This window comes from Veillonella magna DSM 19857 (genome assembly GCF_000428745.1).
GTDB lineage: Bacteria > Bacillota > Negativicutes > Veillonellales > Veillonellaceae > Veillonella_A > Veillonella_A magna.
Map to the genome: position 1 here is coordinate 146,325 of NZ_KE386795.1, position 14,541 is coordinate 160,865.

The window sequence follows — 14,541 nt, forward strand, 5'->3', positions numbered from 1 at the left end:
AATGTATATATATCTTCTATAATCGAAACGTAGAAATCAAAATTGAGGAGGGACAGCGGTGTATACATTGTTTCGTGCTATGACGGCAGCGGATATACCGAAGGACGTTGTTATTGCTTCTTTGGCATGGCGGCAACACAATCCGTCTCGTGCCGGAGTCTATGACAAAAGTCCGGAAACGAAGGTGCGTTGTCGTGGAAATCGCTACCGTTTCTTTGCTGTCGATGATGAGGGAAGCTTGGAGGCTGTCTTAGTGCCCTATGATTCTTCACGCACGATTCTTCCGACGAGTACTGCTGATGTAACAAGCGTAGGCGATACCGAGCAGTTGATACGCTGGCGTTCCTTTTCGCCAACGGTGGTACATGCGTTTACCGAAGCGGTAGGCGATGCCAATCCCATTCACCGAGACGACTGCTGTATTGTGCCGGGGTGCTTATTGCTGGCTGCTTTTTACGAAGACTGGCCATCGGTAATACGTGGGAATAAGGAAAACGAGGCACGGCAGGAAGGCGATACACTTGGCACTGATATAGTGGGGAATGAGACGGTTTGCGGTAATACAAAAATACCATCAACAAAGGATACCATCAAGGAGATCCGTATCCGTTTTCGCAATCCCGTGTACGGGGATACACCGTTGTTTCTCCGAAGTGAGGGACCCACAGACTATACGGTGATTACTGCAGATGGACTGCGGCTGTTTGATGTGGTGGTTACTGTATCGGCATAGGATAGGTTCTTGACGTAGCAATTAAAAATAAATGAAGAAGGAAGTAGAGCTAGATGAGTGATGTACGTAAATTGACAAAAATGGCGCTTTTGGTAGCGTTAATGTGTATTTCGGCGTATATTTCGTTTCCCTTGCCCTTTACACCGGCGATGGTTACGGCATTAACATTGGTTATGTGCTTGGTGGCCTTTATGCTGCCGCCGAAGGAAGCTTTCATTGTACTTTGTGTCTATGTGTTGCTGGGAGCGGTAGGCTTACCGGTATATGTAGGCGGTACGGGTGGTTTGGGCAAGCTGTTCGGACCGACCGGCGGTTTTATTTGGGGTTGGCCGGTAGCGTATACATTGCTGAGTATTTGCAAAGGTAAAACCGTATCCTTTTGGAGTTATGCATGGCGCGCCTGCGTCATTACGATTCCCATTACCTACGCGTTTGGTATTGCCGGCGGTATGATTGTAACAGGAATCGGATTTAACGCAGCCTTAGCCGGTTATGCGTTGCCTTTTATTCCCGGGGATGTTTTCAAATGCCTGGTGGCTTCGTGGTTAGCTACAAAAATTAGATTGTAAACAAAATGTAACAGATCGCAAGAGGAGGAAACGTTGTGAGTAACGGTAACAAGACTTCTTGTCGCGACGTATATATCATGGGCGGCCTTAGGTCGCCCATTGGTGTATATAGAGGACAATATAAGACAACGCCGCCGGAAGTATTGGGAGCGGCAGTGATTGATGCATTGCTGGAGCGCACCGGTTATACGACGGTGGATCGTGTCTATTGTGGCAATGCCGTAGCCGGCGGAGGAAATATAGGGCGTCTTACTGCATTGCTTTCATCATTGCCGGAAACAGTACCGGCCGTAACGGTGGATATGCAATGCGCTTCGGCCGGCGGTGCCTTGGAATGGGCGTACAGCGGTATACGAGCCGGGTTGTACGATACCGTTTTGGCCGGTGGGACTGAAAGTAGTTCGCTGCAACCGCTGCGTACCTATGGGGACGATGATTATCGGGAAGGCTCGTACCGCGTGGCACAGTTTTCGCCGCACGAGCGAGATGAGCTGGCCATGCTCAAAGGGGCGGAGCGTACCATGCAGAAATATCAGGTAAGGACCGATGATTTGACGCCGTGGATATTGCGCAGTCATCAGCGTGCCGTGCTGGCTGAGAAAGAAGGCTATCTACAATCATACAAACTTGACGGCGAAGACATGGAACGGCGCATAGCGCTTGTAAGTAAGGCCTATGGCATACCGCAGCCGATATTAACGCATACGCCGGTTGATGAATGCATTCGGCCGCGTATGTCGGAGCGTTTGTTACAACGAATGCCGTCTCTTTTGGGACCGAATACGCTGACTACGGCGGGGAATGCTTGTCTTACGCATGATGGAGCGGCCTTTCTTTTACTGGGGACACAGCCCTCAAGATATCGAATGACAGCGGTTACAGCATGGGCAGGCAATCCTTTGTACAGTCCGGAAGGTGCTATGGAAGCAACGGAACAATTGTTGACGCAAACGGGACTGACCATGGAAGCAATAGATGCAGTGGAGTGGAACGAAGCCTTTGCAGTGATTGATGTATTGTTCGGTCGGCGGTACGGAACATACACGGAACGCTATAACCGTTGCGGCGGAGCATTGGCGTACGGGCATCCGTACGGTGCATCGGGAGCGATTATTGTACTTCATCTCATGGCATCGTTGGAATGCTGCGACGGACGTTACGGATTGGCCGCCATTGCCGGTGCCGGCGGTGTAGGGACGGCAATGCTTATCGAACGGATGATAACAAAGTGAGGAAATTAACATGGATGATTATAATCAGACCGGACAAAGTGAGATGACGTATTCCCCGGAGAGGAATAGAGTGACCTCGTTATATGCGATGATGCTTGCATGGCAAAAGGCGGAGCCGAATAAACCTTGTTTGTGTATCGATGATGCGGTATACACCTATGATAACTTTATGCGAGACGTGCAGGTGGAAAAAGAAAAGCTGGAAACGTATGCGCAACCACAGCCGCCAGTCATATACCGAAATTCCGTGTACGACCAGTTGACGGTGTGGATAGCTGCCATAGGAGCAGGTCTACAGCCGATCATCGGTCATCCGGACAGTGATGATACCGTTCGAAAGGCACTGGAGGAACGATTGAAAGAACCTAGCGCTTGTTGCGACAAGGCTGACTTCGGCGTGCTTTCGTCAGGATCAACGGGGGTACCGAAAATCTTGTGGCGACGTACCGCTTCGTGGGCCGATTTCTTTCCCGTACAAAATGAAATCTTTGAAGTAACTAAGGATACACGTTTGTTTTTACATGGCAGCATGAGCTTTACCGGTAACTTAAATGCTCTGTTGGCCGTATGGTATGCCGGCGGTACGGTGGTGACCTCTGCTTATTTGCGCCCGCGGTCGTGGCTGAAGGTGATGGCGCGGTATGCGATTACACACATCTACTTATTGCCTACCAAATTGCGTTTGCTTATGGAGGCAATGCCTATAAGCAAGGAGAATACGGCGGCACTATCGTCCTTGCGAATGATTTTTGCAGGTTCGCAAATGTTGGACACAAAGCTGATGCATCACTTGCAAAGGACTTGGCCGCAGGCGCGGTTTATTCTTTATTACGGTGCCAGCGAACTAAACTATGTTACGTGCTGCACCGCCGAGGAGTGGCTGCTGGAGCCGAATACGGTGGGCAGGCCTTTCCCGGGAGTAAGGGTTACGGTTGATGAGGATCACATGATTTACGTTACCTCGCCATATACGATTGAAGGCGTAGCTTGTCCGTTCTCCGTCGGCGATAAGGGCTGGTTCAGTTCGTCGGGACGACTTATGTTCGAAGGGCGCGGCGGTGCCGTTATTAACCGAGGCGGTTATAAACTGTCTGTGCCGTTGTTGGAAAAAAAGATTCAGGAGCTGGATGGTGTGGCAGAGGCAGTCGTTATGGGACAACCGGATGCGTTGCGCGGTGAAGAACCGGTAGCCTTCATTCAATGCGAACCGGGATATACGGAAACGATGATAAAAAAAGTTATGACGAAGGTGTTATCTGTGCAAGAAATGCCGCATCGCATCATAGGTGTAGAGGAAATACCGCTTACGGCGGGATCGAAAATAGATAAGCGACAGCTCTTAAGGTTATTGGAGACATAACCATGGCCGGTATGAACCCTATCATTTGTTTTGATGAATAGAAAATAAATTCACAAGCGAGGTAATTAAATTACACGAAACGTGTAATTTTGAAGTAATTATATTACTTGGTACGCGAATTTAATCACAATATATAGTAGGCTATGTTTGGTAACTGTAAAATAAAATAGGAAATACACGGGGATTGGCATGCGATAAAATGTCAATCCCCTATATGTATGTATGGTCTAATCGATGGATGATATGGTATTATATATTGTGTTGAACAAAGGGGTAACACAATATATAGTGTAAAGATGAGGTAGATTTCGTATTTGGAGGAAGCTATGTTACAGGTTATTAAACGAGACGGACACAAGGTGCCTTTTGATAAATCAAAAATTGTAATCGCCATCGAAAAAGCAATGAACAGCAGTACCGGTTTATATGAAGAAGGCTTGGCGGATCGTATTGCCAATGAAATCGAAGGCTATGCATCCAAGCTGCATAAGGACATGACTATTTATGCCATCGAAGATCAAGTGTATTACAAATTGGTAGAATACAATAATCCCGCAACGGCAAGAGCCTATGAAAACTACAAGGCAGTACAGGCCTTTAAACGTCGCGAAAATACGACGGACAAAGATGTGTTCGGCTTGTTGGATCGCAGTAACGTAGCGGTGTTGGATGAAAACTCCAATAAGGATGCGGCCATCGTTTCCACACAGCGCGATTTGATTGCCGGTGAAGTCAGCAAGGATATTGCACGCCGTAAATTGATTCCCGCCGATATTGTACAAGCGCATGACAGCGGCGCTATCCATTTCCACGACATGGACTATATTATTCAGCCGATGTTTAATTGTTGCTTAATTAATTTGAAGGACATGCTTACGAACGGAACCGTTATCAACGGCAAACGCATTGATACGCCGAAGTCTTTCCAAGTAGCTTGTACCGTAACGACGCAGATTATTGCGCAGGTAGCATCCGGTCAGTACGGCGGACAAAGCATTAACGGCATCGATCGCATTTTGGCACCGTTTGTGCGTAAATCCTACGAAAAGATTCTCAATAATGTCATTGAAGAACAAGTAGAGATTTACGGGATGGAACCGAATATGGAAAAGGCGCGCGAAATCGCCTGGAAGCGTACGCGCAAGGAAGTAAAGGATGGTATCCAAACCATTCAGTATCAAATTAATACATTGATGACAACCAACGGGCAGGCACCGTTTGTTACATTGTTCATGCATTTCGATCCGAACAGCGAATATGCGAAGGAAGCGGCTTTAATCGATGAAGAAATTTTGAAACAACGTATTCAAGGCGTGAAGAATGAAGCGAATATATATATTACACCGGCATTCCCGAAATTGATTTACGTATTAGACGAACACAATATCTATCCGGATAGCCCGTACTACTATTTGACGGAACTCGCGGCTAAATGTACGGCGAAACGGATGTACCCGGATTATATTTCGGCAAAAAAAATGAAAGAAATTTACGAAGGCAATGTGTTCAGCCCTATGGGATGCCGTTCCTTCCTGTCGCCGTGGAAAAACGAAAAGGGCGAGTACGTCTTTGACGGTCGCTTTAACATGGGTGTAGTCAGCATCAACTTGCCGCAAATCGGTATATTAGCACGCGGTAATGAAGATAAATTTTTTGAAATTTTGGACAAGCGCTTGAAGCTGGTTGAAAAAGCATTACTGCTTCGTTACGAACTGTTGAAAAACGTAACCAGCGATGTATCGCCGATTCACTGGCAGTACGGGGCTATTGCTCGTCTTAAAAAGGGCGAGTCCATTGCCAAATTCCTAAAGGGCGGTTATGCTACGATTTCCATGGGGTATATCGGGATTTACGAAGCAACACGCCTTATTACGGGGCAGTCCAATACGGAACCGGACGGTCGTCGCTTTGCCATGAAAATTATGGATCGCTTGAACGCGGCGATTAAAGAATGGCGCGCTAAGCACAATATGGGCTTTGCTCTTTACGGTACACCGGCAGAAAGTCTGACCAATCGCTTCTCTTCTATCGACCGAGCCCGCTTCGGAGAAATTCCGGACATTACGGATAAAGGGTATTACACGAATAGCTATCATGTTAACGTACGGGAAGAAATCAACGTCTTCGATAAATTCAAGTACGAAGCGGAATTCCAGAAGAAATCTACCGGCGGTTGTATTTCCTATGCGGAAATTCCGAATATGACAAATAACATTCCCGCCGTGTTAACCATGATTCGTTACATTTACGATAATATTTCTTATGCAGAATTTAATACGAAATCCGATTACTGTCATGTGTGCGGCTTTGACGGTGAAATCAAAGTTAACGATGATAATCAGTGGGAATGCCCGCGTTGCCATAATACCGATCGTGACAAGCTGACGGTAATTCGTCGTACCTGCGGGTACCTGGGAGAAAATTTCTGGAACGAAGGGCGTACGAAGGAGATCAAGGATCGCGTGCTGCACATATAAGAAGGCAAACCCAATAGAAACGATGTAAACAAAATGGGAAACTATAAATAAAATATAAATGTGAATAAAATATAAAAAACGCAAACGAAATATAAAAGGATGCGATGGTATGAATTACGGGCAAATTCGGAAATATGATATAGCAAACGGCGATGGCATTCGTACGACAGTATTTGTCACCGGCTGTACACATAAATGTTTTAATTGTTTTAATGAGGAATATCAGGATCCTACGGCAGGTACACCTTGGACGGAGAAGGAAACAAAGGAAGTACTGGATTACGTACAGGATCCGAACGTAGCGGGGCTGACACTTCTCGGGGGAGAACCCTTTCAGAATGTAGACGGCTTACTGCCGCTGGTACAAGCGGTGCGCAAGGCAGTACCGGAAAAAAATATATGGACCTACTCCGGCTATACCTTTGAAGAGATTATGGCTTGCCCCAATAAGAAAGCGCTGTTAGAGCAATGTGATATTCTCGTCGATGGTCGTTATGTGGATGCACTACGGGATCCGGCTTTGCGATTTCGCGGCAGCAGTAATCAGCGGATACTGGATGTAAAAGCATCGCTTCAAGCCGGTACACCTGTCATTGCTATGGAATAACATCAAGAAAAGAAATACATGAAAAGGGCTGTAACGAATGAGTGATCTCATTTCGTTACAGCCCTTTTGTTGTAGTGACATAATATATAATTAGTTTTATATGATGTTAGCTCTTATACGATGTTGGTACTGCTACACATGTATAAGATGTTGGCACCGTCGTACATGTATAAGATGTTGGCACCGTCGTACATGTATATGATGTTGGTACTGCCGTACACGTATACGATGTTGGCATCATCGCAGACTTATACGATTTTTGCGCCGTCGTACACTTCGCCGCCGGCATCGGGAAGAAGACCGTATTCCTTCGTCCACAATGTTTTATACTTAACGGCTTGGTTGTGAATGCGTTCCAACTGACTTTCATCGGTGCGAATTACTTTACCCGGTAAGCCGACTACGAGCGAGTAGGGAGGAATGGTAGTCCCTTCCAACACAACTGCACCGGCAGCAATGATGGAGCCTCTACCTATACGACAGCCGCTGAGAACGATGGCACCCATGCCGACCAATACATGATCTTCCAAGGTAGACGCATGAACGATTGCATTGTGACCGATGGTAACATAATCGCCGAGAATGCACGCTTTGTCATCGTCAACATGAAGAACGGAATTATCCTGTACATTGGTGTAGCGACCGATTACGATTTTATTTACGTCGCCGCGCATGGCACAATTTTGCCAAACGGAGGCGTATTCCTTTAACTCTACATCGCCGGCGAGCTCTGCACCGGGCATAACACAACTTTTAGGATCCAGCTTAGGATATTTACCTTTGAACGGTAACATAATAACATCTCCTTCTTAAATAAAACGCTGGGCGCGTTTGATGGCTTCCTTGGCTTCGGCAACAACGGATTCCACAATGGCCTTAGCCGGTTCGATTTTAGTAAGACGGTTTAAGCTCTGACCGCACTGAACGGCACCGTTTACAATATCGCCGTCAACCGCAGCCAGACGGTTCGTGCCCACGGACATAGCCGTCAATTCTTCCTTTGGCGTGCAGCTGAATTCGGCAGCCAAATATTTAGCGGTGAATTCGTTTTTCAAAGAACGAACACCGCCGTGACCACTGGTAAGACCGGTTACGGCAGAATCCGTATCGGTAGCGGCGATAATAGCTTCTTTACAATTCGGATGCATCTGGCACTCTTCGGCTAAGATAAAGCGAGAACCCATCTGTACCCCTTCGGCACCCATGGTAAGGGCAGCGGCCAATGCACGGCCGTCAGCAATACCGCCGGCGATGATTACCGGAATATCTACTTCGGGCAATACGTTTTCCATAAGAGCCATCGTCGTCTGCGTACCGATGTGACCGCCCGCTTCCTGTCCTTCAATGATGATAGCATCTGCGCCGGATCCGGCTACGCGTTTAGCCAATTTTACGCTAGGCACAACAGGAATCACCTTAATACCGGCTGCGTGTAACGGTTCGATGTGAGGCACCGGATTACCGGCTCCCAAGGTGACAAAGGCAGGCTTTTCTTCTACCAACACCTGTAAAAGCTCATCAATATTTTTTGCCATGAGCATTAAGTTAACACCGAACGGCTTATCCGTCAACGCCTTGGCCTGACGAATTTCATTGCGCAGCCAATCAGCATCGCGTCCGCCGGAAGCGATAACACCCGTAGCACCGGCGTTAGCCACGGCAGCCGCTAATTTGTGCTCCGAAGTCCATGCCATAGCACCTTGGATGATAGGGTATGTAATGCCTAACAATTCTGTTAATCGTGTATTCATGTAAACCTCCTATACGTAACATATATACCGTAAATTTAAGAATCATTTTCTTTTATTGCTTACGAATCCTATTATATAGTAAAATGGTAGAAAAATACAGAGGAAGGGTGTCAATGACGAAAAATTTTTAAATATGATATAATACAAGTATGCAGTAAGTAAGTAATTTGCAAGGGGCAATGACTGAACAATAAAAGTTATAAGCCCGGCATGTGATACACAGTGTATCCTGCGAAGATAATGATGCGAGATACTGTGATAACGAAAGGAGCGTTTGATACGTATGAAAAAAGTATGGATTGGGGTGGTCGTTGTCATCATAGCCCTGATAGCTTGGCTGGTCAGCGGCTATAACGGATTGGTTCAAATGGATGAACAAGTGAACGGACAATGGTCACAGGTAGAAACACAGCTACAACGGCGTAACGATTTAATTCCTAATTTAGTCAACACCGTAAAGGGCTATGCATCTCATGAACAAGAAGCCATCAAGGCCGTAGCCGATGCGCGTGCTCGTTTGGGTGGGGCTAAATCTGTAAAAGAAGCATCGGAAGCCAATGATCAGATGACCGGCGCTCTCAGCCGTTTGCTGATGGTAGCGGAAAACTATCCGAATTTGAAGGCGGATGCTAACTTCCGTGCCCTTCAGGACGAATTGGCCGGTACGGAAAATCGAATTGCCGTAGCTCGCCGCGACTATAACCAGAGCGTACAGGCCTTCAACGCCAAAGTGCGTACCTTCCCAACCAGTGTGTATGCCGGTATGTTTGGTTTCAGTGCTAAGGATTATTTCGAAGCCTCCAAGGAAGCACAGCAGGTTCCGAAGGTATCCTTCTAAGGGTAGCCTATGAAATGGAAACGATATGTAGGTAGAATTCTACTGGCCTTCGTCATCCTGTTCGGTGTGATGCAAACAGCATCGGCTGCGGACATTCCGCAAAAACCACAGCCCGGTGTCTATGTAGTGGATACGGCAGGCATCCTATCGCCGCAAGCAGAAGCAGAGATGAACAGGCTGGCGCACGAAGTAGATGAAAAGACAACAGCCCAACTGGCGGTGCTGACGGTGAAGAGCCTTGAGGGCGAAGCACCGGATGATTATGCCTTGGCCGTGTTGCGCAGTTGGGGCATAGGTCAAAAGAAGGAAAACAATGGTATGCTACTCCTCGTTTCCACCGAAGATAAGCGTGTGCGCATCGAAGTGGGATACGGACTGGAAGGCATTATCAATGATGCCAAGGCAGGGCAACTCCTCGATACCTATGCATTGCCGTACTTTAAAGCAGGACAGATGCAGACGGGTATAGTGAAAACCTTTACGGCCATGGCGATAGTGACGGCCAAGGGATACAATGTCACCTTAACCGGCGATGCCAAGAGTCAATCGACAAAGGTAGCGGCTAATCAAGACAACGATAGCTCGTGGCCATGGTGGCAAAAGCTGTTGGTCGGTGCCTTGGTTATCGGATTCTTCGCGGTGGACATCCTTTTCTTCGGCGGACAGATGACAATGATGATAATCATTCTGTTATCGAGAGGCCGCGGCGGAGGAGGCGGTGGCTTCGGCGGAGGCCGTGGCGGCGGTTTTGGCGGCGGTTCCGGCGGCGGTGGCGGAGCCGGTCGAGGCTGGTAATAATGATGAAGAAAAAATGAGAAAAAAGATATTGATAAATATCGATATCCGTGATAGACTAAGAGTGTAGATTAAGTGTCTATATTGTGATCGAAAGGAGGCGCAAGTGATGGATAAATACGTATGCGTTGTTTGTGGCTGGATTTATGATGAAGCTGTTGAAGGCGTTAAATTCGAAGATCAGCCGGATGATTATGTTTGCCCGGTTTGCGGTGTAGGCAAAGATCAGTTCGAAAAAATGTAATAAACGAATTGGTAATAACCAACGGCTCTCCGCGAGGAGGGCCGTTTTGACACATATGGGTATGTCTGTGACTGGTGTAAAGCTGTGTCATAGCTTAGCAGCCTCGTTGGCCTTAGGCGAAATAGAATTTGACAAAGGCCGGTGTGGTAGCTATAATAGTATAGTCGAGGTAGAATTATGAAACTGCAAGTAGAGCAAGCAAAAGAACATATAGGAAAACCGTTTCCTTATACATGTACGGAACCGGCCACCGTGCTTGGTGACGTAACTGCTTTTCCTTGGAGCCGTCATGATATAACCATTAGTGGTGAGTTTCGATATGATGGGCAGAATTACATTGTAGAAGGGACCGTTCGTACCGAAGGCGAGTACGAATGTACGCGGTGCTTGACTCCGCTTACACATGTGCAGGTGACTCCGTTCAAAGAAACCTTTGGTGTTTTGAAAGAATGGCAGAATGCGGAGGATGCGGAAATAATTCCCTTTGATGGTGAAACCATCGATGTAACGGACCTCATTCGGGAAACATTAATCATCAATAAACCCTCTCAAGTGTTATGTCAGGATGATTGCAAAGGATTGTGCGTTCATTGCGGAGCAAATTTAAATGTTTCACCTTGTTCTTGTGAATCCTTTGTGGTGGATCCTCGATTGGCGGTGCTTCGTACACTGCTCGATAAAGATGATGATTAATTAATCCTAGTGATTATGTTAAGGAGGTGCAGATAATGGCAGTACCAAAGCGTAGATTGTCCAAATGCCGTCGTGACCGTCGTCGTGCAAATTGGAAATTAACTGTTCCCGGCTATGTAGCTTGTCCGCAGTGCCACGAACCTATGATGCCTCATCGGGTTTGCCCTACATGCGGCTATTACAAAGGAACTCAGGTTATCAACAAAGTAGCTGAATAATAAATGATCCCAAGGACATGCCTTGGGATTTTTTATTGCCTGTAGTGACGATAGCTGTAAGGTAGATACTATTATTCGAAATATTGATCCAAGAAGCGGTACACTCTTTCTTTCGAGAGGGGTGTACCGTTTTTATGTGTATAGCGAAAAATATCGTAGCCCAGTTCGGTAAGAAAGCGATCGCGCTCTTTGTCGAGGCGACGTTGGGCTTTTGTCTGATGCGAGTCCCCGTCAAGTTCAATAATACATTCCACGCTGCCGGTGGAGCGAAGGATAACAAAGTCCAATCGCATGCGATCGATTTTGTATTTTAGACGGCGAAACACTTCCGTGTCGGGACGTGCTTTAGGTTGAGCCAAGCAGATGAGAGGCACTTGAGAGAGAATGATGGTATCATCACCGAAATACCGGCGAAGCAACACATAAAAATCGCGCTCCATCTTCGTCAATGGGTAGACACCATTTCGCGTATACCACTTGGCATTGATTTCCTTGCGACGAGAACCAAATACACGTCGTGCTATGAGCGCGATGATGACTATGGAAACGCCGAGGGCGAGCCATTCAATGGTAGTATATAAAGACGGTGTGGACAATATCGGCATACGAGGCACCCCTTTCTTACAATATCAATAGGGAGATGATGATAGATAATAATAGACACAATAATATAATAGATAAATAATAATAGATAAGTAGTAATAGATAAGTAGTAATAGATAAGTAGTAATAGATAAATACTAATAGATAAATACTAATAGATAAATACTAATAAATAAATGATAAGATGCCAATGGGGGTATGCTGGTAAATGGATACCAATAGATGGATATCAACAGATGGATACCAACAGATGGATATCAACGGCTATTATTATATACCGAGAACGCTAGTTTCATCTACTCTACATATCTGTGATGTGCTATAATGAATTGTCATACATGTTGATTGTTATTAATGAAATACGCTCTCCCTTTTAGTAAAAATTATTTATAAATGTACAATGGGGGGACGATGTTATATAATTGAAACAAAATTTTTGATGTAGTATTGGAAACAAAGGATGATGGTACATGCGCGGACGATGGACGAAATTATTAATTTTTATTATAGCGGATATAGTGGCGGTGCTCTTGGGCACAGCCATCAGTTACGGCTTGCGCTTTGAATTTCATACAACGCCCTATGCGTCGATGCTGCAGCAAACAGCGCCCATACTGGTGCTTAGCTATTTAGCTTGGATGTATATTCTGCGCATTTATCAGCGGGTATGGCGTTATGCGGGATCGCGGGAATTGTTTGCGCTCATTTATTCCGGCTTAGGTGCTTGTGTTACCTACGCGGCGATTACTATGGCCATGGGATTGAACCTGCCACGCTCCTTATACGTAATTCTCTTTATCGTGATTACCGGGATTATCGGCTTCGGTCGACTTATGTTCCGTTACGTTAGCTTGAAATATTATTCTAATAAGCAAAAGAATGAAGAAACCGTACCTGTCCTCATTGTCGGTGCCGGTGATGCAGGGGCCATCATTGCCCGTGAAATCATGACCTATCATGCGAAAAATCGTGAACTCGTAGGCTTTGTGGATGACGATCCGAAAAAGGTAGGTCGCCTCTTGGCGGGACAGATGATTATGGGGGACCGCCACGATATTCCGCGTCTCGTAGCCGAACACGGTATTAAAGAAATCGTTATTGCCATGCCATCGGCGAAGGCAGCTACGGTGAAGGAAATCGTTTCCATCTGTGCACCGCTGAAATGTAAGACAAACATTTTGCCGGGACTGTATCAATTATTGGATGGCAATGTATCCTTGTCGCAGATGCGTCCCATCGAAATCGAAGACTTGCTGCAGCGTGAACCGGTGCGCCTTGATATGGAAGAAATTGCGGCGTACCTGGAAGGTAAGGTTGTTCTCGTTACCGGTGCCGGCGGATCTATCGGATCGGAAATTTGTCGCAGCGTTATGCGCATGAAACCGGCCAAACTTATTTTACTCGGTCACGGTGAAAACAGCATTTACTTAATCAATAAAGAACTGAGCAAGCAGTACGGTGTTGATGCCGTTACGCCGGTAGTGGCGGATATTCGCGATACAGAACAGTTGATGAGTATCTTCGCCGAATACAAGCCGGAGGTTGTGTTCCACGCGGCAGCGCATAAACATGTGCCGCTCATGGAAGCATGGCCGATGTCGGCAGTGTTGAACAATATTTTAGGAACGCGGTCCGTGGCGGACGCAGCCGGACGCAGCGGTGTACGTAAATTCGTAATGATCTCTACGGATAAAGCGGTAAATCCGACCAGCGTTATGGGCGCGTCAAAACGCATTGCGGAAAAGGTTATCCAAGCGATGAATACCTGTTATCCTACGGAATATGTAACGGTGCGCTTCGGCAATGTACTGGGCAGCCGCGGCAGTGTGGTGCCGCTCTTCAGGGAACAGATTGCCAAGGGCGGACCGGTAACGGTAACGCACGAAGAAATGATTCGTTACTTTATGACCATTCCGGAAGCCAGTCAATTGGTACTCCAAGCCGGTGCCATGGGGAAAGGCGGCGAACTCTTCCTCTTGGACATGGGGGAACCGGTTAAGATTATTGACCTCGCTCGCAATATGATTCGCCTCAGCGGCTTTGAACCGGGAACGGAAATCCCCATTCAGATTACAGGTTTACGGCCCGGCGAAAAATTGTATGAAGAATTGTTGACCGCCGAAGAGGGAACGGAACACACTAAACACGAAAAAATTTACGAAGCACGCATTGAACCACTGGATGCAGATTGGCTGTTTAATAAAATCGAAGAGCTGTTGCATACACATTCGGCGGATGACATTATTACCATTTTTAAAGAGATTATCCCCACCTATCATCCGAACCATACATCGGAAGCGGCCAATGCCGTGGCAGATAGCTTGATTCGCGCCAAGGCAACCAGCGACGGCGTAAACTTAAACGAGCTTGCATCGGCTACATTGACTAAAACGAATGCTAAACAGTAAAGTGGATATCTCG

16 protein-coding genes are annotated in these 14,541 nt (G+C 46.6%); 13 read left to right on the forward strand and 3 right to left on the reverse strand.

What is annotated here, in order from left to right; translation table 11 throughout:
• Positions 1–58 precede the first annotated feature (58 nt).
• From G344_RS0107615 to nrdG, 6 genes are all read left to right on the forward strand, one after another.
• A complete protein-coding gene (locus G344_RS0107615) occupies positions 59–733 on the forward strand; it encodes a hotdog family protein (RefSeq protein ID WP_028255677.1) in 675 nt (224 codons plus the stop codon).
• 53 nt (positions 734–786) lie between these two features.
• On the forward strand, positions 787–1,302 hold the full coding sequence (locus tag G344_RS0107620) for a biotin transporter BioY (RefSeq protein WP_028255678.1): 516 nt from the start codon (positions 787–789) through the stop codon (positions 1,300–1,302).
• A gap of 35 nt (positions 1,303–1,337) precedes the next feature.
• Entirely contained in the window at positions 1,338–2,534 is a 1,197-nt protein-coding gene (locus G344_RS0107625) for an acetyl-CoA C-acyltransferase (protein ID WP_028255679.1), read from the forward strand.
• Between the two features lie 10 nt (positions 2,535–2,544).
• Positions 2,545–3,894, forward strand: a complete 1,350-nt coding sequence (locus G344_RS0107630; RefSeq protein WP_051245864.1) for an AMP-binding protein — start codon at positions 2,545–2,547, stop codon at positions 3,892–3,894.
• A gap of 326 nt (positions 3,895–4,220) precedes the next feature.
• Positions 4,221–6,371, forward strand: coding sequence for an anaerobic ribonucleoside-triphosphate reductase (gene nrdD, locus G344_RS0107635; protein WP_028255681.1), 2,151 nt, complete (start codon positions 4,221–4,223; stop codon positions 6,369–6,371).
• Positions 6,372–6,480: 109 nt separating this feature from the next.
• Positions 6,481–6,978 (forward strand): anaerobic ribonucleoside-triphosphate reductase activating protein, encoded by a 498-nt coding sequence (gene nrdG / locus G344_RS0107640; protein ID WP_028255682.1) that lies wholly within the window; start codon positions 6,481–6,483, stop codon positions 6,976–6,978.
• 248 nt (positions 6,979–7,226) lie between these two features.
• Here the strand turns inward: nrdG and G344_RS0107645 are convergent, their stop codons facing one another.
• Together G344_RS0107645 and G344_RS0107650 are read right to left on the reverse strand one after the other, a co-directional pair.
• Positions 7,227–7,772: a gamma carbonic anhydrase family protein gene (locus G344_RS0107645; RefSeq protein WP_028255683.1), complete on the reverse strand. Its 546-nt coding sequence runs from the start codon at positions 7,770–7,772 to the stop codon at positions 7,227–7,229.
• A gap of 15 nt (positions 7,773–7,787) precedes the next feature.
• Complete coding sequence (locus tag G344_RS0107650; RefSeq protein WP_028255684.1) at positions 7,788–8,729, reverse strand: nitronate monooxygenase; 942 nt, start codon at positions 8,727–8,729, stop codon at positions 7,788–7,790.
• Between the two features lie 283 nt (positions 8,730–9,012).
• Here G344_RS0107650 and G344_RS0107655 point away from each other — a divergent pair, with 283 nt between their 5' ends.
• From G344_RS0107655 to rpmF, 6 genes are all read left to right on the forward strand, one after another.
• A complete protein-coding gene (locus tag G344_RS0107655) occupies positions 9,013–9,567 on the forward strand; it encodes a LemA family protein (RefSeq protein ID WP_028255685.1) in 555 nt (184 codons plus the stop codon).
• A 9-nt stretch (positions 9,568–9,576) separates the two neighbouring features.
• Positions 9,577–10,362 (forward strand): TPM domain-containing protein, encoded by a 786-nt coding sequence (locus tag G344_RS12070; RefSeq protein WP_028255686.1) that lies wholly within the window; start codon positions 9,577–9,579, stop codon positions 10,360–10,362.
• A gap of 109 nt (positions 10,363–10,471) precedes the next feature.
• Complete coding sequence (locus tag G344_RS0107665) at positions 10,472–10,606, forward strand: rubredoxin (protein ID WP_028255687.1); 135 nt, start codon at positions 10,472–10,474, stop codon at positions 10,604–10,606.
• Positions 10,607–10,652: 46 nt separating this feature from the next.
• A complete protein-coding gene (locus G344_RS12235; RefSeq protein ID WP_277352589.1) occupies positions 10,653–10,787 on the forward strand; it encodes a hypothetical protein in 135 nt (44 codons plus the stop codon).
• Positions 10,784–11,299: a YceD family protein gene (locus tag G344_RS0107675; protein ID WP_028255688.1), complete on the forward strand. Its 516-nt coding sequence runs from the start codon at positions 10,784–10,786 to the stop codon at positions 11,297–11,299. Before G344_RS12235 ends, G344_RS0107675 begins: the two co-directional genes overlap by 4 nt.
• A 35-nt stretch (positions 11,300–11,334) precedes the next feature.
• Positions 11,335–11,517: a 50S ribosomal protein L32 gene (gene rpmF, locus G344_RS0107680; protein ID WP_028255689.1), complete on the forward strand. Its 183-nt coding sequence runs from the start codon at positions 11,335–11,337 to the stop codon at positions 11,515–11,517.
• 71 nt (positions 11,518–11,588) lie between these two features.
• On the opposite strand, the gene G344_RS11535 is transcribed toward rpmF, so the two are convergent.
• On the reverse strand, positions 11,589–12,122 hold the full coding sequence (locus G344_RS11535; RefSeq protein ID WP_028255690.1) for a DUF2726 domain-containing protein: 534 nt from the start codon (positions 12,120–12,122) through the stop codon (positions 11,589–11,591).
• A gap of 468 nt (positions 12,123–12,590) precedes the next feature.
• Between G344_RS11535 and G344_RS11035 the strand changes: the two genes are divergently transcribed.
• Positions 12,591–14,528, forward strand: a complete 1,938-nt coding sequence (locus tag G344_RS11035; protein WP_071838106.1) for a polysaccharide biosynthesis protein — start codon at positions 12,591–12,593, stop codon at positions 14,526–14,528.
• Positions 14,529–14,541 lie beyond the last annotated feature (13 nt).